This window comes from Nitrosospira briensis C-128, assembly GCF_000619905.2.
Lineage (GTDB): Bacteria > Pseudomonadota > Gammaproteobacteria > Burkholderiales > Nitrosomonadaceae > Nitrosospira > Nitrosospira briensis.
This window is the reverse complement of the sequence record NZ_CP012371.1, coordinates 523,509-548,512: the sequence shown is the minus strand read 5'-3', so window position 1 is coordinate 548,512 and position 25,004 is coordinate 523,509. Positions and strand designations below refer to the sequence as shown.

The 25,004-nt window shown below is 51.7% G+C and carries 17 protein-coding genes; 10 read left to right on the top strand and 7 right to left on the bottom strand.

The features are described 5' to 3' along the window. Window positions 1-119: 119 nt before the first annotated feature. Entirely contained in the window at window positions 120-845 is a 726-nt protein-coding gene (locus tag F822_RS02500; protein WP_025039485.1) for a Crp/Fnr family transcriptional regulator, read from the bottom strand. 587 nt (window positions 846-1,432) lie between these two features. Here F822_RS02500 and F822_RS02490 point away from each other — a divergent pair. Beyond that, the gene (locus F822_RS02490) at window positions 1,433-10,156 is read left to right on the top strand and encodes a glycoside hydrolase family 94 protein (protein ID WP_082204589.1); all 8,724 of its coding nucleotides are present in this window, start codon (window positions 1,433-1,435) and stop codon (window positions 10,154-10,156) included. Between the two features lie 242 nt (window positions 10,157-10,398). Here F822_RS02490 and F822_RS02485 read toward each other — a convergent pair whose 3' ends face one another. Beyond that, window positions 10,399-10,887: a Crp/Fnr family transcriptional regulator gene (locus tag F822_RS02485; protein ID WP_025039488.1), complete on the bottom strand. Its 489-nt coding sequence runs from the start codon at window positions 10,885-10,887 to the stop codon at window positions 10,399-10,401. A gap of 298 nt (window positions 10,888-11,185) precedes the next feature. Here F822_RS02485 and F822_RS02480 point away from each other — a divergent pair, with 298 nt between their 5' ends. From F822_RS02480 to F822_RS02470, 3 genes are all read left to right on the top strand, one after another. Then, window positions 11,186-11,500: an ElaB/YgaM/YqjD family protein gene (locus F822_RS02480; RefSeq protein WP_025039489.1), complete on the top strand. Its 315-nt coding sequence runs from the start codon at window positions 11,186-11,188 to the stop codon at window positions 11,498-11,500. A 161-nt stretch (window positions 11,501-11,661) separates the two neighbouring features. Further along, window positions 11,662-12,720 carry an SGNH/GDSL hydrolase family protein gene (locus tag F822_RS02475; protein WP_025039490.1) on the top strand — a complete coding sequence of 353 codons (1,059 nt, stop codon included), beginning with the start codon at window positions 11,662-11,664 and terminating at the stop codon, window positions 12,718-12,720. Window positions 12,721-12,774: 54 nt separating this feature from the next. Then, on the top strand, window positions 12,775-13,092 hold the full coding sequence (locus tag F822_RS02470) for a DUF1840 domain-containing protein (RefSeq protein WP_025039491.1): 318 nt from the start codon (window positions 12,775-12,777) through the stop codon (window positions 13,090-13,092). Window positions 13,093-13,279: 187 nt separating this feature from the next. Here the strand turns inward: F822_RS02470 and F822_RS02465 are convergent, their stop codons facing one another. Beyond that, entirely contained in the window at window positions 13,280-15,358 is a 2,079-nt protein-coding gene (locus F822_RS02465; RefSeq protein ID WP_025039492.1) for a hybrid sensor histidine kinase/response regulator, read from the bottom strand. A 246-nt stretch (window positions 15,359-15,604) separates the two neighbouring features. Between F822_RS02465 and F822_RS02460 the strand changes: the two genes are divergently transcribed. The 3 genes from F822_RS02460 to F822_RS02450 all read left to right on the top strand — a co-directional run bounded on the left by F822_RS02460 (window position 15,605) and on the right by F822_RS02450 (window position 17,975). Beyond that, on the top strand, window positions 15,605-16,636 hold the full coding sequence (locus F822_RS02460) for a sulfate ABC transporter substrate-binding protein (protein WP_025039493.1): 1,032 nt from the start codon (window positions 15,605-15,607) through the stop codon (window positions 16,634-16,636). Window positions 16,637-17,103: 467 nt separating this feature from the next. Then, on the top strand, window positions 17,104-17,706 hold the full coding sequence (locus F822_RS02455; RefSeq protein WP_025039494.1) for a BON domain-containing protein: 603 nt from the start codon (window positions 17,104-17,106) through the stop codon (window positions 17,704-17,706). 56 nt (window positions 17,707-17,762) lie between these two features. Continuing rightward, window positions 17,763-17,975, top strand: coding sequence for a CsbD family protein (locus tag F822_RS02450; protein ID WP_025039495.1), 213 nt, complete (start codon window positions 17,763-17,765; stop codon window positions 17,973-17,975). A 17-nt stretch (window positions 17,976-17,992) separates the two neighbouring features. On the opposite strand, the gene F822_RS15720 is transcribed toward F822_RS02450, so the two are convergent. After that, window positions 17,993-18,274: a hypothetical protein gene (locus F822_RS15720; protein ID WP_025039496.1), complete on the bottom strand. Its 282-nt coding sequence runs from the start codon at window positions 18,272-18,274 to the stop codon at window positions 17,993-17,995. On the opposite strand from F822_RS15720, the gene F822_RS14800 reads away from it, so the two are divergent. Both F822_RS14800 and F822_RS02435 read left to right on the top strand, forming a co-directional pair. Continuing rightward, window positions 18,224-18,340 (top strand): lmo0937 family membrane protein, encoded by a 117-nt coding sequence (locus F822_RS14800; protein ID WP_231623616.1) that lies wholly within the window; start codon window positions 18,224-18,226, stop codon window positions 18,338-18,340. The two genes, F822_RS15720 and F822_RS14800, sit on opposite strands and share 51 nt — an antisense overlap. A 313-nt stretch (window positions 18,341-18,653) precedes the next feature. Then, window positions 18,654-19,364 carry an REP-associated tyrosine transposase gene (locus tag F822_RS02435; RefSeq protein WP_025039498.1) on the top strand — a complete coding sequence of 237 codons (711 nt, stop codon included), beginning with the start codon at window positions 18,654-18,656 and terminating at the stop codon, window positions 19,362-19,364. 789 nt (window positions 19,365-20,153) lie between these two features. Here F822_RS02435 and F822_RS02425 read toward each other — a convergent pair. Further along, window positions 20,154-20,546: a mannose-binding lectin gene (locus tag F822_RS02425; RefSeq protein WP_025039500.1), complete on the bottom strand. Its 393-nt coding sequence runs from the start codon at window positions 20,544-20,546 to the stop codon at window positions 20,154-20,156. A 250-nt stretch (window positions 20,547-20,796) separates the two neighbouring features. Here F822_RS02425 and F822_RS02420 point away from each other — a divergent pair, with 250 nt between their 5' ends. After that, window positions 20,797-21,294 carry an REP-associated tyrosine transposase gene (locus tag F822_RS02420; protein WP_025039501.1) on the top strand — a complete coding sequence of 166 codons (498 nt, stop codon included), beginning with the start codon at window positions 20,797-20,799 and terminating at the stop codon, window positions 21,292-21,294. A 237-nt stretch (window positions 21,295-21,531) separates the two neighbouring features. Here the strand turns inward: F822_RS02420 and drt3b are convergent, their stop codons facing one another. Together drt3b and drt3a are read right to left on the bottom strand one after the other, a co-directional pair. Beyond that, window positions 21,532-23,604, bottom strand: a complete 2,073-nt coding sequence (drt3b, locus tag F822_RS02415; RefSeq protein ID WP_025039502.1) for an antiviral reverse transcriptase Drt3b — start codon at window positions 23,602-23,604, stop codon at window positions 21,532-21,534. Further along, on the bottom strand, window positions 23,597-24,943 hold the full coding sequence (gene drt3a, locus F822_RS02410; protein ID WP_025039503.1) for an antiviral reverse transcriptase Drt3a: 1,347 nt from the start codon (window positions 24,941-24,943) through the stop codon (window positions 23,597-23,599). The genes drt3b and drt3a overlap by 8 nt, the downstream gene beginning before the upstream one ends. Window positions 24,944-25,004: the final 61 nt, after the last annotated feature.

Genomic DNA, 25,004 nt, shown 5'->3' with positions numbered 1-25,004 from the left:
TCTGGTCGGTTCAGGTTTCGCTGTTTTTTCGGTCAATGGAAAAGCTATTGGCCTTCAAAATCCTCAAAATCTGCCTGTAGCCAGTCATTTTGATTGCGATTCTTCAAGTCCGACAGGTGCTAGTACTTCCGCACGTCGCGAAACAGACGATCGAATTCTTTCTTGACCACATCGTAGCATTCGCAAACATGTGTTTCGAGTCCGGCTCTGTCGAGCACCGTAATGTGGCCGCGCCGATAGCGGATAATCTCGGCCTGTTGCAGTTTTCCGGCAGCCTCTGTAATGCCTTCGCGGCGCACGCCGAGCATGCTGGCGATCAATTCCTGAGTCATGACCAATTCCTGAGAATTCAACCGGTCCAGCGTTAACAATAACCACCTGCACAATTGCTGCTCGATGGTATGGTGCCGGTTGCATACGGCAGTCTGCGAGATCTGCGTAATAAGCGCCTGCGTATAGCGCAACAGCAATCGTTGTATCGGGCCTCCTCGATTAAACTCTTGCAACAATAGCGAGGCTTTCAGCCGGTAGCCATAGCCGGCGGTTTGCACAGTGGCCCAGCTTGGCGTACTTTCACCGCCCATGATCAGCGAAATGCCGAGCAAGCCCTCATTACCCACACCTGCAATCTCGGATGATGCGCCATTCTCCAGGATGTAGTGCAGGGAAATGATGGTGGAAGTTGGAAAGTAGACGTATGGAAGGCGCCCTCCGGATTCGCAAAGAACGTCCCCAAGCGGCATATGAACCAATTCCAGGTGCGATTTTATGCGTTCAAGTTCAATCGCCGGCAAAGCGGCAAGGAGACGATTCTGGTCGGGCTGATGTGGAGGAGGGCTTGACATCCGCTACAGAAATTTTTTTATAAAAAAGTAAGTGCAGCGTTGGGCGTAGTGGAATGAAATGAAAGAAATCAGGAGATGGCAAATGCTCGAAGGCCTTCACCTTCCACCAGGCGGTTTCCATCCAACTTATGATAGCATTTATCTTAGAATGCAAATTCTGTCAAGCATAGCCTTTTTACGGAGTATTCCATTTTATGGAGTGGTATTTTGTGCGCTAGCGTACATACTATGGATGAGCCAAATTTTTATCATTGCTCCTTGGCTGAATAATAGCAGGCTTGCAGTATCGGGATATTTGCGCAATCGGGGGTGGCGCATCGAACTCACAGGTGAGTTGTAAAAGAGACTACCATGCATAAGGCTATTTCCCGAAACTGCCGCCTGTAAGAAGGAGTTGACAAACATCGTAGTGTTACTCTTCCTGCTTATACTATTTGCTCTACCGCTACGGAGCTCCGCAATCGGAGAGGTTTACATCGTGAGGATGTTGTCTCCAGATGAGACCCACGACTCAAAGAAACCCAAACCCATCAAAGAAAAGTATTTTTGATCGCGTTTAAGCGATCGCAGCCCGGAGAATAATCAAATTGAAAGCTAGAGACCTCACTGTTTCTGAGCTTTTACTTCCTATTACAGATCGGCTTAGGAAAATCGGAAGACCGCGCGTCCCGATTAGCGAAGAACTGCCGTTGCGATCTGAACTGTTCAGTGCGGATCAAATGGAGTTGTATGGCGGCATCCTTGCGGCATCTCACGAGCTATCAACGAGTGGGGGCACGGATCATCTCCTGGCGCGGCTGGATGAGAACGAAAATACGCTCTTCAACATCTGTACCGTACTGACGGAAGCGGTAACGGCGGATCAGTTGCTTACGCCGGCGGGCGAGTGGATATACGACAACTTCTATTTGATAGAAGAGCAGATACGTATGGCCAGACGTCATCTTCCCAAAAACTATAGCCGCGAATTACCCCTTCTTGCGCGCGGCGGCAGTGCGAATCTTCCGCGAGTATATGACATCGCTTTGCAGGCGATCTCGCATGGCGATGGCAGGGTCGACACCGAGAGTCTAAGGCGTTTCGTCGCTGCTTATCAGGCTGTCGTGAATTTGCAGTTGGGAGAGTTATGGGCCATCCCGATTATGCTACGGCTTGCACTGATCGAGAACCTGCGCCGGGTCGGGGTTCACGTCGCTGCCGGTGGCATAGATCGCAAGCTTGCCGCAACTTGGGCTGGCGAAATCACGAGCATTGCCGAGAAAGATCCCAAGAGCCTGGTTCTCGTCATTGCCGATATGGCACGGTCCGACCCGCCGATGACGACGCCTTTCATTTCCGAACTGGCACGGCGACTACAGGGGCAGGGGCCCGCTCTCGCGCTTCCGTTGACCTGGATCGAGCAAAGGCTTGCCGAGTCGAATCAGACCATCGACCAGATGGTGCAATTGGGAAATCAGCAACAAGCGGCTGACCAGGTCTCGATCTCCAACAGCATAAATACGCTGCGTACGTTGGGCGCGATCGATTGGCGCGAGTTCGTTGAAGCCACCAGCATCGTCGAGCAGACCTTGCGAGAGGATCCGGAGGGGGTCTACAGCCGCATGGATTTTGCCAGCCGGGATCAGTATCGGCATGTGGTGGAGCGTGTGGCGAAGGCAAGTCCGGTATCGGAAGTGGAAGTGGCGCGGCGAGCGCTCCGATTGGCACGCGAGGCAGCGGCGACGGCGGACGATAACGCCAGGGCGCATGTCGGCTTTTATCTCGTTGACGACGGCTTGCCTGACCTTGAGGAGGCAGTACGAGTACGCTTTTCATTCCTGGAGAAACTTTGGCGAATCGGCCGCCGCTATCCGCTTTTCCATTATCTCGGTGCGATCGTATTGATTACGGCAAGCCTGGTCGGCATTCTACTGGCCGAAGCCCATGCCGACGGCGCCAATGGATGGCTGCTGGGAGCGGTTGGCATGCTGTCGCTTTTTACGATGAGTCAACTGGCGGTAGCGCTGGTTAACTGGGCGAGCCCGCTACTGGTAAGACCCCATTCGATGCCCCGCATGGATTTCTCCAAAGGCATACCTGCAACATTTCAAACCTTGGTTGTGGTTCCTACCATGCTGACAAGCGAGTCAGACGTGCACAGCCTTGTTGAAGCGCTTGAAGTCCGATTTTTAGCCAATCGCGACGATAATCTCGACTTCGCGTTATTGACCGATTTCAAGGATGCGGATCAGGAAACGCTTCCCGAAGATCAGATACTGTTGGATGCCGCACGAACAGGCATTGAAGAGCTGAATAAAAAATATGCCGTTGGCGCTGCGGATAGTACGATTGAGGCAGACAGTTCCGGCGGCTCAGCGGTAAAAGGTAAGGACAGCCTTTTTTTTCTATTTCATCGCCCACGCCGATGGAACCCTCAGGAACGGCTCTGGATGGGTCAAGAGCGTAAACGGGGGAAACTTGCCGATTTAAATGCTCTTTTAAGCGGGGCTGGAAGCGACGCTTTTTCCCTTATCGTCGGTAATACGGCGGTACTGTCGAATGTAAAATATGTCATCACGCTCGATACCGATACTCAGTTGCCGCGCGAGACTGCCCATCAATTCGTGGGCGCGATGGCTCACCCGTTGAATCGCCCGAGGCTCGAAAAAAACTCCGCAGAGGGGAGGGTCAGCCTGGTAGCCGAGGGTTATGGAATTCTGCAACCGAGGGTTGCGGTAAGCCTGTCGAGTACCAACCAATCACGATACGCATGGCTTTTCGGGGGTGAGGCCGGGATCGATCCATATACACGTATCGTCTCCGACGTTTATCAGGATCTGTTTTATGAAGGCTCGTTCGTGGGGAAGGGAATTTACGACGTCGATGCATTCGAGCAGACGGTCTGCCGCCGCTTTCCCGATAATCGAATTCTGAGCCATGACCTGCTGGAAGGATGCTATGCGCGGGCAGGTTTATTAAGTGACGTGGAGTTATATGAGGAATTTCCCTCACGCTACAGTGCGGATGTAAGCCGCCGTCACCGGTGGATTCGAGGAGACTGGCAACTCGCCAGTTGGTTGTTGTGGCGCGTACCGGGGCCGCAGGGAAGCTACCAGCCAAACCCCCTGTCAGCATTGTCGAGGTGGAAGCTGATGGATAATCTTCGGCGTAGCCTGGTCCCCGCAGCCATGACACTACTCTTGCTATTGGGTTGGGTGGCACTCACCCATGCATGGTTCTGGACGCTGGTTGTTATCGGTACGCTGTTTATTCCTGCCGCAATAACCGCCATATTGGACTTGCTGAACAAACCAAAAGAAGTCGCGCTGCGTTCTCACATCATCACGTCCATGCGCGCGGCTGGCCGACAATTCGGGCAGGTAGCATTCACACTGGCATGCCTTCCATACGAGGCTTATTTCAGTCTCGATGCGATTCTGCGTACCCACGTGCGGCTATTTATCACTCACCGCGGTCTTCTTGAATGGAATCCCTCCCATTACGCGGAACGTGGGACCGATCCGGCTGACGTGAAGGATGGGCGCACTGGCCTCGGCGCTTCCTTTCGATCGATGTGGATAGCACCTGTAACGGCAATAGCCGCGGTAGCGGGAATGGTGGTTACCGCGCCATTGACATTGATAGGGACATTGCCTGTATTGTTGTTATGGGCTGGGTCTCCCGCTATTGCATGGTGGATAAGCCGGCCGCTTCCTCCCCGCAGCACAGAGTTAACCATTGGTCAGACACATTTTTTGCGTCAGATCGCACGCCGGACATGGCTTTTTTTCGAGACTTTCGTAGGTCCGGAGGATAACTGGCTGCCACCCGACAATTTTCAGGAGTATCCGGTCGCGACTACCGCGCATCGCACGTCACCGACCAACATGGGTCTGGCACTACTGGCTAATATTACCGCCTACGACTTCGGCTATATCGGTACTGGACAGCTTATTGAACGCACCATGAATACATTGGAGTCGATGGAAACACTTGAACGGTATGCCGGTCATTTCTACAATTGGTACGATACAAAGGCAAAGACGCCATTGACGCGCTATGTCTCTACAGTGGATAGCGGTAACCTCGCAGGCCACCTGTTGACATTGCGCGCTGGTCTATTGGAAATATCCGATGAGCCGATTATTCACGAGCATATATTTCTGGCACTGGCCGACACACTGCAGATACTTGAAAAAACCGCCGGTTCCATTTCTGCAAATTCTTCTTTGGCACAATTCGAAAAAGCGCTCGCGATTGCAGCAGAGGTGCGCCCGGTCACAATCGCGAGCGTGCGGGTTGATCTCGATCGGTTAACTACCTGCTCCAGGGCGATTATTCGCGAGATTACCGAAGAGCCGCTAACTTTAGCCTCCAGCGAAGCGCATGAGTGGGCGACGGCGTTGAATAAGCAGTGTGAAAGCGCACTGGCGGAATTGATCAGCCTTGCGCCCCAATCCCTGTTGGCTGCTGCCATGGATGCGGATGTAACACACCCGATGGAAAACCCTTCCTTGCGACAACTCGCGAGCCAGGGTAGCGCGATCGCGCTTGATCATCTGGCCAACCTTGAGCGCCTGGCACGTCAGGCAGGCGACATGGCGCAGATGGACTATAGCTTCCTGTTCAACCATGCGCAGCGGCAACTCGCAATAGGATATAACGTCGGTGAACATCGACTGGATGCCAGCTACTATGATCTGCTCGCATCGGAGGCAAGACTCTGCAATTTTGTCGCAATTGCCCAGGGAGCGTTGCCGCAGGAAAGCTGGTTTGCCCTGGGGCGCATGCTTACCAGTTACGGCGGCGAAGCGACTTTGCTGTCCTGGAGCGGCTCGATGTTCGAGTACCTCATGCCGCTGCTGGTGATGCCCACGTTCGATAACACACTCCTGGATCAGACCTGCAAGGGGGCAGTCAATCGCCAAATTGCGTATGGTGAGGAACGCGGCATCCCCTGGGGTATCTCCGAATCCGGCTATAACGCCGTCGACGTCCAATTCAACTACCAATATCGCGCATTTGGCGTTCCGGGATTGGGACTCAAGCGAGGCCTCGGCGAAGATCTGGTCGTTGCACCCTACGCCTCCGTGCTGGCGCTGATGATCGCTCCGGAAGCCGCTTGCCGTAATCTTCAGCACCTTGCCACCCAGGATATGGTCGGTAAATTCGGCTTTTACGAGGCGGTCGACTATACGCCATCGCGGTTGCGCCGCGGTGAAACGCGCGCCCTGGTGCGTTCGTTCATGGCCCATCACCAGGGTATGAGCTTACTTTCGCTGGCGTATCTACTGCTGGATCGCCCGATGCAGCGGCGGTTCGAGTCTGATCCCTCATTTCAGGCAACAATTTTGTTGCTTCAGGAACGCATTCCCAAGGCCACCGTTTTCAGCACACAAGCGCCCGAGCTCCCCGACGTGCGTATCATCAAGGAACTCCCGGAGATGCCGGTGCGGCTTCTATCGAGTGCAAACACCCCTATTCCGGAAATACAGCTTCTGTCAAACGGCCGCTATCACGTCATGGTAACCAATAGCGGCGCAGGAAGCAGCCGCTGGAAGGACCTTGCCGTTACGCGCTGGCGGGAAGACAGTACTTGTGACTATTGGGGAAGTTTCTGCTATCTGCGCGACGTGGAGAGTGAAGAGTTCTGGTCGAATACATACCAGCCTACCTTGAAAGAACCCAAGCGTTATGGCGTTGTCTTTTCGGAAGGACGGGTCGAGTTCCGGCGACGCGACCTTGATTTTGATACGCATACTGAAATTACAGTCTCGCCCGAAGATGACATCGAGCTACGCCGGGTCCGCATCACCAATCGTGCCTGGACACGCCGGACGATCGAAGTGACTTCATATGCTGAGGTAGTGCTCGCGGCGCAGGCGGGTGACGCGCAAGCACCAGCTTTCGGGAATCTTTTTGTGCAAACGGAAATATTGGCAGACCGGCATGCGATTCTATGCAGCAGGCGGCCGCGCTCCCAGAGCGACCCGGTGCCCTGGATGTTTCATCTGATGGCGGTACATGGTGTCGCTACCGAGGAAATCTCATACGAGACGGATCGCATGGTTTTCATTGGACGAGGAAACGACGTGTCCGCACCGCAGGCGATGAAAACGTTCGGGCGGCTTTCCAATAACTCAGGCTCGGTTCTCGACCCGATCGTCGCTATTCGCAAGTCCGTAACCATCGAACCGGGAGAATCCGCGACGATAGATATCGTTACCGGCGCCGGAGATTCCCGTCATGCTGCCATGCATCTGGTCGAGAAGTATCAGGACCAGCACATGACGAACCGCGTCTTCGATCTTGCTTGGACTCACAGCCTGGTTGTACTGCACCAGCTTAATGCAACTGAGTCCGACGCGCAATTATTTGGCCGGTTGGCTGGTTCGGTGTTGTATGCGAACGCTTATTTACGTGCTGATCCCGCCGTGCTGAGCAAAAACCAGCGCAGCCAGTCGGGACTGTGGGGATATGCAATTTCCGGCGATCTGCCCATTGTGCTGCTGCAGATCAGCGATGGCGCCAACATCAATCTGGTGCGCCAACTGGTACAGGCGCATGCCTACTGGCGCGTGAAGGGGATCGCCGTCGATCTGGTGATCTGGAATGAGGACCATTCGAGTTATCGTCAACTACTGCACGATCATATCATGGGCTTGGTGGCTGGAAGTGCCGAAGCTCACGTACTCGATCGTCCAGGTGGCATTTTCATCCGCCGCGCGGAACAGATTGCCTCAGAGGACCGGATCCTGATGCAAACCGTTGCGCGTGTGATTATTCTCGACAGCAATGGAAGTTTGATGGAACAGTTGGCTCGCCGGCTGCCTGCGGACTTACCGGTTCCCGCGGCCAGACTGGAGCGGGTACGCCGGCCTGATTCCGGACAGAGTATCGAACTGCCGGACCGGAAACTGCTCTTTGCCAATGGGCTTGGGGGATTTACTGCCGATGCACGCGAATATGTCATCACAACCGGAGGGGGGCAGACGACACCCGTGCCCTGGTCAAATATCCTGGCGAATCCGCAATTCGGCACCGTTATCTCGGAGAGCGGTCAAGCGTATACCTGGCGCGAAAATGCGCACGAGTTCCGCTTGACCCCATGGCACAACGATCCAGTTTGCGATTCCGGTGGAGAGACATATTACCTGCGAGATGAAGAAACCGGCGATTTCTGGTCGCCGACAGCGTTGCCAAGCCCGGGGGCGGCGCCATATGTTACCCGGCATGGATTTGGTTACAGTGTCTTTGAACACATTGAGGATGGTATTCATTCTGAGCTCTGGGTCTATGTCGCCCTTGACGCTTCTATCAAATTCACAGCACTGAAAGTACGCAATGAATCCGGGCGACCACGCCAGCTTTCGGTAACGGGATGCGTAGAATGGGTATTGGGGGATCTGCCCGAGAAGAGCAGAATGCACGTCGTTACCGAGATAGATCCCGCCAGCGGAGCGTTGCTTGCACGCAATCCTTACAGCAATGAATTTTCGAGTCAGGTTGCTTTTTTTGATGTAGACCATAAAGGGCGCAGTGTAACCGGCGACCGGACCGAGTTTATAGGCCGCAACGGTAGATTGAGTAACCCAGCTGCAATGAGGGCCAAAGAACTTTCAGGACGGGTGGGTCCAGGGCTTGATCCCTGTGGCGCTATCAGGGTTCCGCTTGAATTATTCGACGGCCAGACGCAAGAAATTGTGTTTCGTCTGGGCGCCGGGCTGCATACTGATGATGCCCTCAAGATCGTGCGACGCTTCCGCGGGATTACGGCTGCGCATGAGGTCCTTGAAAACATACACCGTTATTGGGTGCGCACACTCGGCACTGTACAAGTGGAGACGCCCGACCTGTCGGTAAACGTGATGGTAAACGGCTGGCTGTTGTATCAGGTTATCGCCTGCCGGTTGTGGGGACGCAGCGGCTATTATCAATCGGGTGGGGCTTTCGGATTTCGTGATCAGTTGCAGGATGTGATGGCGCTTGTTCACGCTGAGCCCGCTCTTGTGCGCGAGCATCTGCTACGGTCGGCTTCGCGCCAGTTTATCGAAGGAGATGTTCAGCATTGGTGGCACCCGCCAGCGGGCCGCGGCATCCGGACGCGCTGTTCGGATGATTATCTATGGTTGCCCCTGGTGACGTGTCATTATGTTGGAACCACCGGCGATATCGGCGTGCTGGATGAGTCTGCTGGTTTCCTGGAAGGTCGGCAGGTCGGCGTTAATGAAGAATCTTACTACGATCTCCCGCTTCACTCTGAAGAGGTGGGGACGCTGTACCAGCATTGCGTGAGGGCCATCGTGCATGGTTTGCGATTCGGCGAGCACGGTCTCCCGTTGATGGGCAGCGGCGACTGGAACGACGGCATGAATCTCGTTGGTTTCCACGGGCGAGGGGAGAGCGTCTGGCTGGCCTTCTTCCTGTATGACATACTCGTCCGGTTTTCGGAAATTGCCGAACGGTACGGAGACACGGCATTCGCAGGACGATGCCGCGCCGAAGCTGATCTGTTACGCAAAAATATCGAACTGCATGGTTGGGATGGCAAATGGTATCTTCGCGCCTTCTTCGACGACGGCTCTCCCCTGGGTTCCACCAGCAATCCTGAATGCCGCATCGATTCGATTGCGCAGAGCTGGTCGGTTTTGTCCGGAGCGGGTTCTGCCGAGCGCCAACAGCAGGGAATGGAAGCGGTGGATCAGTACCTCGTTCGACGTGATGCCCACCTGATCCAGCTTCTTGATCCACCCTTCGATAAATCGTCCTTGAATCCCGGGTATATAAAGGGTTATGTGCCCGGCGTGCGCGAGAACGGAGGCCAGTATACGCATGCCGCTATCTGGGCGACGATGGCTTTTGCGGGCTTGGGAGATCATAAACGTGCATGGGAATTGCTGGAGATGATCAATCCGGTAAACCACGCACAGACCCCCGAAGCGGTTACGGTCTACAAGACGGAGCCATACGTTGTCTCAGCCGATGTTTATGCGGTTTCCCCCCACACGGGTCGCGGCGGCTGGTCGTGGTACACCGGTTCTGCCGGCTGGCTGTATCGCCTGATGCTGGAAACATTGCTTGGCCTCACGCTGGTGGAGGACAAACTGTACTTCAAACCTTGCCTCCCGGCCGAATGGAGCACGTTCACCGTCAAGTACCGCCATGGAGAAACGATCTATGACATCACTGTCGTCCAGGCAGCCGCCGGTGAGGACAACGAGAGCCTCACTATTGATGGTATTGGCCAGCAGGATTTGGTGATTGCACTTGTTGATGATGGAGCACCGCACACTGTCGAAGTCCGGCTGGGCAACCCCGGAATTCAACAGTAGTCTCAGCAGATTCAGCGGAAATGATGGGCTATTATTTTACCTGTCGGCATATTAGCCGCAGGAAACCTTCCGGACCGGAAGGGGTATCTATGAGGCGCGGTTATGGTCGTTCCGGGAACTTGATGGAAAAGGCAACCATCGCAGAGCATGAAGGAGTGGGGGAATCACAGCATTATTTAATGAAATCGTTGTTCTCTTGTAAACTCTGTTAGAGCCCGTGAGTTAGAGCCGGGAGCACCTTCCTAAGCCAGAGGAGCAGGTGAGCCGGCGAACGGTATGCCGGATCTCAGAGCAGGGCGTAGGGTAGGCATCGTGGCTTTAGCAATCCCGGCCATGAGGCTCTGCGTATACTGCTGAAGTAGATAACGTAGTGGACTGCCCAGCTCGAATTCTCTTCGGAGATTAGTTGCTTTAAGCCGATAGCCAAAACCGGCGCGCTGCACCACTGCCCGTGTTGGGGCGATTTTTCGACCCATAAGCATGGAAATGCCGAATACACCTTCGTTGCCGATAACGGCAATTTTCACGGGCTCTTCATCATCGATGATTTTGAGCAGGGAAATAATACCGGTGGTGGGGAAATACACAAGGTCCAATTCGCCACCGTTTTCGTAGACCGCCCATCCTTGAGGCAGGGATACAAGCTCAAGGCAGGCTTGCAGCCGCTCGTAATCCTTCTCGGGGAGAGCGGCCAAAAAAAGATTTTGCTTAGGTGTGTGTAGATATGACATTACGTTCCTCTCTATTCGCCTGTCTCGACGAAAACAGTATATGGCCGACGTGCGGGGTCTTGCGCGCAATTGAAGGATACATACAAACTCAAGGATCGTATGTGCGGTGGCCGACAGACGAGTATTACGAAAAGGAATAAAAAGGTCTAGCGAAGATAATGTGCGAGTAGCAATTGAGTGGGAATGTTGCACCGGCAAGATTTTTTTTGCCAATGTTCTCGAAAGAAACAGATGAAAGGAAAGCAGCGATCTGTCGAATACAAATAGTATACCCCTATCAACTTGCCTGGAGGATGTGATGGCCAAGACCGCCAAGGAAACAAAAGAAAAACTCATTAAAGACTTTCGGTCCGTTATTGCCGATACTGAGGAATTGATGAAATTCGTCAGCAACGAAGGCGGCGGAAAGGCGCAGGCGTTGCGCGACAAGATCGACGACAACCTGAAGGGCGCCAAGGAATATCTACAAAATATCGAAGGCACTGTCGTCGACAAATCCAGGGTTGCGGCACGGGTAACCGATGACTATGTACATGAAAACGCCTGGCGGACTATCGGGTTGGCGGTTGGAGTTGGTATTCTCGTCGGACTCTTGATGAGGAATCGGGAATAATCGGCTTTCGTGAACCTGAATGCCCATCAGGAAGAGCGGATGGTCAAGCCGTAAGCGCAAAGGGAATTCCGATTTATGCCGAGGCACTGCGCTGGATTATCCGGTTCTGCCACCAATTGAGTGGGGGAACCGATGATGAAAATAGAACGGGGGAACCGATAATGAAAATACATGTAGCACTTGCCACATTTTCTGTCTTGCTTTTTACGGGGGGTAGCGCTTCGGCAGCCACCTTCAGTAGCTTATACACCTTTGGAGACAGTCTTTCAGATATTGGAAGCAGCCCCTCTGCTGTCACGAGCATTTACAAACTCCTCGGTGACAATTGCGACCCTTCTCATCCCTGCGGCCCTTATTTTCATGGCCGCTTCTCAAATGGACCCGTTGCTACGGAGTATCTGGCAGACTCCCTTTTCCCCGGCGGAGTGAACAGCACCAATTTTCGCAGCTACTCGGTGGGCGGCGCTACAACCGGTGTGGGCAACGAAGGCGACGGAGGCAGCGCAACCGAGCCAGGAGGTTTTGACATACCAGGTATAGAATTAAAGCCGCTGCCAGGTATGCAGCAGGAGGTGCAACGTTACATGCGCGATTCGGGAGGCGTAGCCGACCCCAATGCTTTATATGTGGTATGGGGCGGCGGGAATGACTATATGACACATAATTCTCCCGTTGACGCCGCGCGAAATATCGGTTCATACGTGAGTACGCTGGCGGCAGCGGGAGCGAGGAATTTTCTTGTCCCGAATAGTTCGGATCTGGGACAAACCCCTGATGCCAGAACCAATGATGAGGTAGCGCAGGCTCATGCTTACTCGATTGTTTTCAATAATGCGCTGGCAGCTCAGCTGGGAGATGTGCACTCCGCTTTTCCTGCAGCGGATATCCGTCAATTCGATACTTATTCTTTTCTGAATAATCTTATCCAGAACCCGGCAGATTTTGGATTCACCAATGTAACGAACGCGTGCGTCTCCCTGCTGGTTTTTTCTTGCGATAATTCTGACACGCACCTTTTTTGGGATAGCGTTCATCCTACAACCTTGGCTGACTCTCTTCTAGGAGCCGCGTTCGCAACGGCGGTAACGAGCGCGGTGCCGGAGCCTGAAGTTTTCTCGATGTTGGTTGCGGGACTGTTCTTGCTGGGTATTGGCGCGTACAGGCGGTCAGGCCAAGCTGGCCCGACCAGTGAGGCGTTTCATCGGGAATCAGCCGCCTGAATAGCGAAGCAAGGCTGAGCCATTCCAAACAGCTGCTGCGAGCATGGATCTCATATGCTGGTAACGTTCAAGAGCGATGCGTATGCGGATATAATGATGTTTGGAGATGCAGCGCATCGTCTATTGAAAATGATGGGGCATAGCGGAACTGTGCCCAGCGCAATATTAGCCGATGACGTTCCGGCCGCGCTTGAACGCTTGAAGCGTGCCATTGAAGAGGGAAAATCGAGATCGCAGGAACCCAGCTCGGACCCGGGAGGCGTGGATCCGGATGACCAAACTATAAGCCTGAATTATCGGGCGATACCTCTGATCGAATTGCTTACCGCGGCCGCAAAAAAGCACTGTGATGTAATGTGGGATAAAGTTTAAGTTTGGCTTATCAAGTCCTCTCAAGAACAAGCAACGGATGAGTTGGTTTTTCAAGAGACGAGTAATCGCCGATATTCATGCTTTTCGCCCCTTGAACAGGCATTCCAACCCGGTAGCCTCCGTTACCGCGATTTTCGATATTGAAGCGGATACGACGCTCATCAATATCTTCCGACTACGGTAATTTTTACTCGTCAATCGGTATTCTTCTGGCTAGATTGTTAATGGCCGTAATCAATTCAACCGGGTCGACGGGTTTGGGAAGATGATTGTCATAGCCCGCGCTCATCGCCCTTGCTCTATCATCCGCCCGAGCGAATGCTGTAAGCGCAATTGCGGGGGTCTTGCCTCCCTCTTTTTCAGGAAGATCTCTTACCTCGGCAATAAATTGATACCCGTTCTTGCCTGGCATGCTGATGTCGCTGATAATCACATCCGGTCTGTCGATCTTTAGAAGCTCCAGGCCTTCAGTAGCACTTGCGGCACTGATTACGTCGGCTTTGCATTGAGTCAACATTCGCTTGATGAGTTCGCACGCATCGAATTCGTCATCGATCACCAGCACTTTCAGTCCCGCTAGTGGTGGATTTTTTTCATCGATGTACTCTCGTAGCGTGGGTGCCGGTTCGTTTTTCACATTGTCAGCAGCAGAGAGCGGCAAATGCACGACAAACGACGACCCTTGCGCAGCGCCTGCGCTTTCTGCACGGACTGCACCGCCGTGAAGTTCCACTAATTGTTTGACAATGGCCAAGCCCAAGCCAAGGCCGCCATATTGTCGAGTAAGCGAAGCGTCACCCTGCCTGAAGCGGTCGAAAACATAAGGCATGAACTCCGGGGCAATGCCTAGACCCGAGTCGTTGATCCTGATCTCAAGAAAGGAACTCGACTGCTCAACGACAACCTCTATCTTTCCTCCTTTTGGCGTGAATTTCAGCGAGTTGGAGAGCAAATTCCAAAAGATCTGCTGGAGACGGTTGGGATCCCCTATGATCGGGCTGATGCGCGGCGCTATTTTTTTTTGCAAAGCCACTCCTTTTGCTTGCGCTGTTGGCTTGACCGACTCAACCGCTGCCTCAATCAGACTGACAACATCCAGTTGCTGCATATCGAGCCTTACTTTTCCTGAAATTATGCTGCTCATTTCGAGAAGGTCTTCTATAAGCTTATTCTGGGCGCGAGCATTTCGTTCAATGGTTTCAAGGCCTCGATGGATATCATCGTTCTTCATGTTCCCGCTCAGGATAAGTTGCGACCAGCCCAGAATCGCGTTGAGCGGAGTTCGCAATTCATGGGAAAGGGTTGCCAGAAACTCGTCCTTGAGCTGGCTGGCCCGCTCGGCTTCACTTCTGGCAACGCGTTCATTCTCAAGAAGCCGTTGTTTTTCTGCATCAGCCAAGGCTAATGCTTCGGCGAGTTTTGCAACTTCATTACTTGTCGCTTTTCCGTAACGGCTGGGGCGAATACCGCGGGTGACACCGGCTACCTGGCGGCCGAGTTCCGCCAGAGGCTGCAATATGCCGAGCCGGGTGTAAAAAACGATTCCCGTCGTGGCAAGCAGAGCGATGAAGATGAGCGTCATTTCAAACATGATCTGGCGCTCGAGCCTGGCAAATCCGAGGTTCGTTTGGGTTTGCATGCGTCCGCTGAATAAATCTATGAACTGCTGAATCGGCTGCGCAACCGCTGCTTTTCCGGCAATAAAACGTTCGCTGTACAGCAACTGAATGGCAAATTCCCTATCTGGCTTACGGCGTTTCGTGAAATTACCCTTGCCGTCATCATATAAGCCCTCAAGGGCGGCGAATGCCTGCTTTTCCAGAATAACCAGCTTTTCGGAATGCTCCAGCGCTTCTTCCAGCAAGGCATATTCCTCATTATTGAAGCCTACCTTGTGAAACATTTCCAGCAAGGGAACGGCCTCGCCTTGTTCGACTGCGGGAGCCCGATGCGCCGCCACAAGATGCCAATAGGTGCTTGAATAACTAAGCGGGCGCGGGCGTATTCCGTTGCGGATATCCCATATCTCCATGAAGTAGCGCTTGAAAGCCGGGTCCCCGGTAATCACGTAAGTACGCGCCATGGTGGTAAGGTCGTCAGAACTCTGAAGAAGCTCATGGGCCAGCAGAAGCGCCTGAAACTGGTGACGCTCGCTCTTGTTGAGTTCTTCGCGGATGCTCAGCGAATGGAATACGAGCGCGCCAATACCCGTCAGCAGCAGCACAAGGGCTATGTTGGAAAAACTGGTAAAGTTTCGGATATTCACGGGGAGTCTTCTGTCGTTCTCATCAAGATCTACGGTTAAATTTTATCAGTCGCGATCCCCAACCTGCCATTTGTTTAAAAAGTATACGGAAATAAGAGTTTATCGTTTCCTGGCTTGCATCCGCCACTATTTCATTTCCCGATCAAAATCTTCAAGCTACTCAATTTCTTCATTTTTATGCAACGCGACTGAAATAAACGAATGTTAAATTCTCTCCTGTGTTTACTACCGTGGAGGGAATAAAAGATGTATTCATATCGCTATCGTTTTATTTTTGCCGTTTTCGCAATCCTGCTCAGTTTGGGCGTGGCAATCGCTGCGCTGCATGATTTCTCAGGGATTAACTCTACTGACCCTACACAAAAAATGTACGAGGATTTCAACAAGGCTTTCCTCAACCACTGGAGAGCACGAACGGGTGTCGAGGTTACGGTTAAACAAGCCCGGAGCAAATCGGGAGTACCTATACGCGCGGTCGTGGACGGGCTTGATGTTGTATCACTTGCATTGTCCTATGATCCGGTGGCGCTGCAAAAAAGCAGCAAATTCATGTTGCCTCATTGGGTGAAACCCTTACCGCAAAATACACCCTTTACTTCGACTATCGTATTCATTGTACGCAAGGGTAATCCGAAGGGATTGAGAGATTGGAACGACCTCACGCGATCGGAGGTCGAGGTGGTAACATCCGATCCAAAAAATTCCAGCAGCGCTCGCTGGAATTATCTGGCAGCGTGGGGCTACGCGTTCAGGCAGTCAGGCGGAAGCAATACGGCAGCGCTCGAGTTTGTCAAGAAGTTATTTGCTAACGTCAAGGTGATGGATTCGGGAACGCGAGGTTCAGTCAATACTTTCGTCGAGCGCGGCGTTGGTGATGTGCTGCTGGCCTGGGAAAACGAAGCTCATCTGCTTGCCAAAGAAGGAAATGGAGATAAATTTGAGATCGTTACGCCATCTCTCTCCATTCTGGCTGAACCTACGGTCAGCGTGATCAGTGATGTGGCCGATCAGGCCGGGGCGCACGAGATAGCCAAGGCTTACATCGATTACCTCTATTCAACGAAAGCTCAAGATATCGCAGGAAAACACTACTATCGTCCACGTGATGAGAAGGTGATCGCCAAGTATGCAATGCAATTCCCGCAGATAGAACTTTTCACTATCGACGAAGTCTTTGGCGGTTGGAAGGAAGCCCAGAATGTCCATTTCTCCAATGGCGGAGTATTCGATCAGATGCAAGGATCCAGGGCTGATCCTGCCACCGGTGAGGCTGGATAAGGGAAAGCCGGTGAATACAAGCACAAGCAAAACACAACCGCGTGAGCTTATCAGGGCCAATTAGCCCGGTCGTTAAATTTTTCCCATGACACCGACCTAGCCATAACGCGCGTTGCTGGCGGATATCCTCAAGTCCTGCCAGAGTTCCTCCGAGTCTTATTCAATCTCTTCCAAGCTCCGGTACGCGTTCAGGCGAAAACCTGTTCGTGCGCAGGACGCTTTGTCGCTTCCTCTATTATTTCATATGTCATTTCAATTTTCAGGTCGGGTAAATCGTGATCGCTCAACGTCAGCGGGACGGGAATTTTAAAATTTATGTGCGGCAGCGCACTGAGCTATTACCCGTGAAGCATGATGATAGCAACCGAAGACAGCCGATGTGAAGTATGGCGAGCAATATATGCATCACTTTCAGCTGCCCGCCATAGGCAATCTTTTCATTGAAACCTACTCTGGAGAAAAATAGCATGAATATTCAAAATAAATTAGTAGTCATGACGATAACGCTCATCAGCGCGTTATCCATTGCTGGCTGCGGCAAAACCGAGGACAAAGGGCCCAAACCGGCGACAGCACCCGAGTCGGCGGCGGCACCTGCGGCTAAAACCACGGTGGGAACAGAAATTGACGACACTACCATAACGACAAAAGTCAAATCCGCGCTCCTCGCCGATGCAGATGTCAAGAGTTTCGATATCAAGGTTGAGACACGCAAGGGTGAGGTTCAGCTTAGCGGCTTTGTAGACAACCAGAGCCAGATCGACCGCGCAATAACCGTTACAAAGGGGGTTGAGGGTGTCAAGAAGGTAGACAATAAGATGAGCCTGAAGACGACCGACACAACCGTAGGCGAAAAAATAGATGATGGAATCATCACTACCAAGGTCAAAGCCGAGTTAATTGCTGAGCCTGGGCTTAACAGCACGGATATTTCTACGGTGACACGCGACGGCGTGGTTCAGCTTAGCGGTTTTGCAGACAATCAGGCTCAAATTGATCGGGCTGCCGAGATCGCGCGGGGAGTCGAGGGGGTGAAGAGCGTCGTCAATGAACTGAGCATCAAGAAATAAAGCAAAGCAAATACCATATTCTTTTTTATCAGCTGCGGCATATAAGGAGCATTAATATGAACTGGGATCAAGTAGAGGGAAATTGGAAGCAATTCAAAGGCAAGGTCAAGGAGCAATGGGGCAAGCTTACCGATGACCATCTGGACAGGATTGCAGGACGGCGGGATCAGCTTGCGGGCAGGATCCAGGAATCCTATGGGATCAGCAAGGAAGAAGCGGAGAAGCAAATTTCCGAATGGGAAAAAAGCCAGAAGGATCGTACCTGCTAAAGCAGGGAGGCGGGGTGTCACATCACGACTAGGCATCCCGCATCATTGTCAGCATTGAGCGTCGACCAAATCAGGGAAAACCAAAGCCGCTCAAGCCACTGCAAAGCTGATGCCAAGAAGAGGGAATAAGCGTCACCCGGCTTGTGGCTAATCAGGGAAATAACATCGGCATAACCGGAGCCGTTGATAAATTCGTTAAAAAGGAAGAAATCATCATGCTCTATACAATCGCAGTTGTTCTGATTATCTTGTGGCTGCTGGGATTGGTAAGCTCGTATACGATGGGCGGATTCATCCATATTCTCTTGGTGATCGCAATCGTAGTTATCCTCCTTAGGATTATTAGCGGGCGCAAGCCGCTTTGATTACGACGCACCTCACCTTATTTAGTCGCCCCTGAAATACCCTCCAAACCCGCACAAATATTGACGTTTTGGGTATTCAAAAAGCGTGGAATTTGCCAGAATTAGGTTGTTGCCCCCTGATTTCTGGTGAATTGTGATGAAACCAAAGAAGCAAGAACGCAGTGGTTGTGATGATCTTTTCCGGATGCGGCTGGAGCAGATACTGGATCAGCGCCATGCGCTGTACCGGCTGCGAAAAAAACAATAGGGTCAGACTCGATTGATCATGCAGTAACGATGTATACTGGAAACTTTTCCGCAACAGGAATTGCAAATGGCGCGCTTACCGAGATTTATCCTTCCCGGCCAACCGCAGCACATAATTTTACGTGGCAATAATCGGACAGAGATTTTCTGTGTGGAGGCCGATTATCGATTCTATCTTGATAAATTGCGGTTAGCCTGTGAAAAGCACGGTTGTGACATTCACGCCTATGTGCTGATGACCAACCACGTGCATTTACTTATCACCCCTTACAAAGAGCAGAGCTTAAGCAAAGCCTTGCAAATGCTGGGGCGTTATTATGTGCAGTTTTTCAATCATTGCTACAGGCGCACCGGTACGTTATGGGAAGGCCGCTACAAAGCTACTCTGATTGATACCGAGGCGTATTTGCTGACCTGTATGCGTTATATAGAACTGAACCCTGTACGTGCCGGTATGGTAGCCCATCCATCCGAATACCGCTGGTCAAGCTATGGCTATAATGCCTTGGGCTGGGTCAATGATTTGGTAACCCCACATTCCGAATACCTACGTTTGGGAAGAATTGACGAGGAACGCCAAAGCGCGTACCGGCGGTTATTCGAGTATCCGATTTCTGAAGAGAGCATTAATACAATCAGAGAGGCCACAAACAAGGCTTGGGTATTGGGAAACGACCGGTTCAAGCAAAGTATTCAAGAGAAATTGAAGAGGCAGGTGGAGCCTGCGGTCAAGGGCGGAGATAGGAAATCAGAACAATTCAAGATCAATCGAGTCTGACCCCATTGACCGCCACCCCATTGACCGCCCCTCCATTGACCGCCCCATTGACCGCCATTGACCGGACCCTGTTTTGCCTGATGAGGGTGCCTGATGAGGGTTAAAGGTGACGGCAGGTCAGCCAGCAATGGGGTCTGGATGCGAGCCAGCGAGTCTGAATGGAGATCTGCTGCCACCGCCTGAGTGTTGTACTCCGGGTCGTCTGCCGGGTGGGCCAATTGGGGACTGGACGCTTAAAAGCGAACCACAGGTCTGTGACCATTGCCCGTACATCTCGGCGGCACCAACGTTTCTCTGGGGCGATTTGAGCCAGGGCAGCGCCAGAATATCGGACACTGCTTGATCCACATGGGTGACAGGCACGACTCGGTCGTAGCCAATAATGAGGAAACGGGTTCGACTGGAAACAACAAACAGGTCTGCAAAAAGAAAACCCCGCTGTCAAAAAAACAGCAGGGAAAATTTGGTTTCGCCCTTGACACGGGGGCGGCTAATGGGTGACCTCATTGATCGCAATGGGCCATACTCCAGAACCATCTTGCACGGCATTGAGCTTATGCACATGATCAAGAAAGTCAGATGGTTTCTGGCTATGGCCAAAATCTGTCTGCCGCAGAACAATTTTATTTGTTGGCTGCTAAAATCCGGTTGGAAAAGACAAGCTGCACTCGAAAAAAACCAACGCAACAGAGCCTGACATGGAAAAGGATCGGGAATGTATCCAATCCATCGTTGCCTGGCCCTGGATTATAAATTCACTTCTGAAATAGAAATGGAATTACATTATTTTTAGTAAGAGAGATTCCCGTTGTTGTTGTTGATGCCGCTTAGCGGAATTGTAGTAGCATTTGCGCCTCCTGCTGCAGTGCGGCAAATAGCAGACAACATAGCACCGGAAGCGGTCGCGCTGATTTGGATATTGCCACAACTTTGTTGGAATGTGCTAGCGCCAGAGCCGCTGGTGAGCTGTCCATTTTGATTGGAAATACCCATAATTACCAATTTGGTGTTATTGGGGGTGCCAGCCGCAGTAAGGCAGGTAGCCTGAACTGCCGCATCATTGCCAGAATAAGTAAAGGTGATATTGGAACAGGTATTTTGGAAAGTGCTGCTGGCTGCCATGGCAGTGCCTGTGCTAGCTGCACAAAGTAAAGCGGAAATCAATAAAGTTTTATGTTTCATATCTTTCTCCAAAAAATAAATAGGCTGCTTGCAAGTTATCTGCAAGCTGAATATAAGAAAAATAAACGCTCTTTTTCTTAGAAAAAAGAGTACAGGAAAGCAGATTTTTTTAAACTAGGAAATAAGTGGTAAAAATAGGCTTATTCGATGGAATGCCAGACACTTTAACAAGCGAAATCGATAGGGTCAGACTCGATTGATAATGCAGTAACGATGTATGCTGAGAACTTTTCCGCGATAGGAATTGCAAATGGCGCGCTTACCGAGATTTATCCTTCCCGGCCAACCGCAGCACGTAGTTTTACGTGGTAATAACCGGACTGAGATTTTCTGTGTAGAGGCGGATTATCGGTTCTATATAGATAAATTGCGATTAGCCTGTGAGAAGCATGGTTGTGACATTCACGTCTATGTGCTGATGACCAACCACGTGCACTTACTCATCACCCCCCATAAAGAGCAGAGTTTAAGCAAAGCCTTGCAAATGCTGGGCCGTTATTATGTCCAATTTTTCAATCATTGCTACCGGCGCACCGGTACGTTATGGGAAGGGCGCTACAAAGCTACCCTGATTGATACCGAGGCGTATTTATTGACTTGCATGCGCTACATAGAACTCAATCCAATACGCGCAGGCATGGTAGCGCACCCATCCGAGTATCCGTGGTCAAGTTATGGTTGCAATGCGCTTGGCCAGACCGATAACCTGGTGAATCCGCATCCTGAAACGCACAGTCAGCCCCCATAGGTTAGCAGGAAGCACCTAACGATCACGGGGCAAAACACTTGTAAATCAGCTTGAGACAGGCCCTGCTGCGACTCAGAAATGCCGATGAAGGCCGAGAAAACACGGACGCGGCCAAGAAAGATGGAGAGACAGCCCGCTCCTGCCGTCTCATACCCTCCCCCCAATTGATATAGGAGAAGAGTTGGCGCTTGTGTGTGGGCTGCCAACAGCCATTAAGGGTAAAGCGGAGCACCGAAATCAGTATACCTCACGACTGCGCTTCGCCTCCAGTTCCTTCCCGAGATCGAATTTATCACCCCAGGTGGTAAACCACTGATCGTTGGATGATCGAACCGACGCAAGCGCTGCTGCATCCAGACCAAAAATCTGTCCGATGGCGTCTTTGGTGGCGGCACTGATATAAGGACAGACTGTGAGATCAAGCAGCAGGATCAGTGTTTCGGCGTCATTCGGACAATGGGCCTTCATATATTCGAGTTTGGCGATGAGGTGCGCCTCTACGAAGCCCTTCAGCTTTTCATAACGAACCTTGTCTTTGATATAGGACAGCAGGACCGTTATCGAAAAGTGGTTCATAAAACCCGACGGGCGAACATAGCTCCCTGTGCCTTCTTCCTCCTTGATCAGGAAGTGTCGGAGAAGAACGGAAACCGGCAGCCAATATTCCCGGCCGATCTGCGATAAGGAAATAAGTAGGTAGAGGCTCTCGACCTCACGATGGACGCTCATCGTGTTTTTTTCGAGCTGCTGTAACACGTTGTCGTGAACGTACTTAAACAGCAAGTGTTTATGCTCGTATGGCAAACTTTGCGCCTGCAGGAAAGCTACGGAGGCCGTGATTATCCGGCAGAGGCGGATCGTGTGATTGACCCTCGGGCTCGCAGAATAGACGAAAAACGCGAACTCCATAATCGCGAGCAAGGCATTGGAGAGGCGCTTACGATCGCGACCTGACTTGTCGCTCGCCACATAGGCTTTGAAGAGCTTCTCGATTTTATTCTCGGTTATGGCGAAGGTGTAGTTCAGGAGATCACCATAGGTGACGCCAGCCTCCTTGATGGCAGCCTTATACCGAATAATCAGACGGTTCGCATTTACAGGGCAGGCCAGATTTTGCTTTGGAGGGCTGGAAAGATCGGCCAGAGGTTCCTCCTCACACACTGGATCGATCTCGTCATTCAGAAGGATCGAGATACGCTCTTTAGCGATCGTAATTTCTGTGATGATCGGCTTTTGATAATGCTTTATTTTGGCCGTGTTGATGCTCAGCTTCTTAGACTTAAGCACCTGCTGAAGCGTCTCGAATATCTTCAGCTGAGTAGACTCCTTGTTGTAGAAAACAAAGAAGTCATCCACGTAGCGGAAAATTTCATAATCGGCCTTGTGGGTCAGATTTGCCCCTTCCGATAATTGCGTGATCATGTCTGCATCAACTGACTGCAGGATGATCTCAGCGAAAATCCGGGAAAACTCCGGGCCGATGACTATGCCGTTGGTCTCTTTATGGTTGAGGTTTTGCATGAGGGCATCGAAGCGGCCCCCGAAAGTATCCTTCGACTCGTCCAAATTGAATTTCGTCTGATCCTTGCCCAACACGGCCCAAGGCAGTGAGTGAGTGTAGATGCTGTCAAAGCACTTGCTCACATCGATCTGCACCATCGCATCATATTTTTTCTCGCTGCGGTGGTATTTATACGATTCAAAGAAACGGTGGATGTTTCGGTATTTCCGATAAACGAAATAGGAGCCTAACTGTTCGTACTCTCGGTCGCTTTCCTCGACCCCTGCAACGGCATCTAAGCGTTCTTCATGGAGCTTGTCCTTGAAATAAGCGTAGCGCGACACCGACACAGGATGACGGATCGAGAACTCGCTAACAGACGCGTGGTATATGATCAAGGCGCTGTGCGTTGCGTAGAAACTTGCCACGGCAACTTGATTGCGCGGATGAACAACGCTAAGCGTACGTCCATCAAGATTATGAGCGACACGGAAATTAAAAGGGATGGTTGCCATCTGGCATTTACTGATGGGTACGCTGCGGCGCGTTTTCTGCTTGCCCCACTCGTTCACAACGTTGGTCGCGATTTCGGCCTTGGGCTTGATTCCAAACAGTAACCGCATTGTCTGATCGAGCGCGGTCGTTTCGCAAACCCAGCGCAACTGGCCATTTTCGATCTCAATGCTGTTATTAACCAAGAAGCGGTAATAGCCCCGATTGGAGAAAGTCGGGGGCACTTCGAACGGCAGTATGTCGGTGAGTACAGATCTTTGCTTTCTGTGAGTAAGTGAGACGCGCCGCTTACTCATGTTTCCAGACTCCCACGATCATCTGCAACTCTCGCGTACTGAAATTATGATACCGTCGCTGCTCAAAACCAGTCGTGAATTTAAGATTTTTTAACTGTTTTTGCAGACGGGTTCGTTTGAGCTCGGCTATACGCCTCTTGAGCCGCTTATCGAGTAATTTAAAGCTCGATAGATCGGTCACGATCGAGTTGTTAAAGTATACGCCGGTGGCAGCCCGTGATTTACTGTTGGAAAGGCGTGTGTTGCCTGTCAGAAATTTAATGCGTCCGACGAGCCTCCTGAATGCACCTCGTGAATTGACGGGCTTCTCACGCCAATAGTCTGCAAACGCAGCATTCATCCGCGCCCGATATTTCACCACTTTTGCCGCGCTCGGGCTGATTTCAAACTGCCCCTGTTTGAGATGGAAGCGATACCCCAGATACTCGAACTTCTTCGGATTGGTGTCAGCCAGATCGAATTCAGAAGTTTTGTCCTCATTGAGCGCAAATCCGTTATCACTGAGGATTACGTTGATCAGTTCCTTGAACGAACCGAGGCTTTTTCCAGCGGGCGGGCGTGCAAACACGGCCACGATGTCATCGACAAACCGGCAATATAGCACCAGACCAGGAATAACCCGGATCGCCTTATCCACCGGCCTCAGATACAGTTCGGCCAGATACGCGCTGATGCCCACACCTCGGGGAACGCCAGTAGAGGTGCCAGAAATCAAGCCATATGAGTCCAGCACTTGCTTGATGTATTTTTTTGACGCGGGGCTCAATAGCTGGTCGCGCTCCAGCTTCTCTAGCAAACGCTTACGGTCAATACTCTCATAAAATGACGAAATATCCGTGCGAACCAGTTCGAAAGGAAATTTGCTGCCGAGCATATCGCGAAGCTGGCAGACGAGGTCGTGACGGTTCGCCTGTTTGACGCCATAAATGCGATGAATGTTACGCTGGATCTGCTTAATGACGAAGAAGGTTTCAGGCTCCTCGTCAATGCAGAAAACAGCCTTTCCCTTCGGTCCGATCTTTTTGGAAAGGTCGATCTTGAAGCTCGGCTTAAGGACCTTCTGGCTGATGCCATCCATCAAGGCATCGACGGCTGATGATTTATCTGCCTTCAAGGCCGTTAGTTCAGCTTTCAACGCAAGCAACCGCGCCTCGAAATCGCCAGTCTTCAGTGTGGCTTCGATTTTCCGTAAATCACGAATCTCCTGCACTTTGTTGCGTACATCGAGTGTGAACGGTTCAAGCGTAGGTAAATAGCGGGTCGCCAAGTCGGCACCCTTGCGGTTCTCAGCATCATAGATGCGACGGAAGTTCTCCGCAGTGAACATTTGGTCAAGCATCGTCAGCGCCTATTCCATTTTTGTTGTCAATTATGTTGATCGAATCACTACACTCGATACT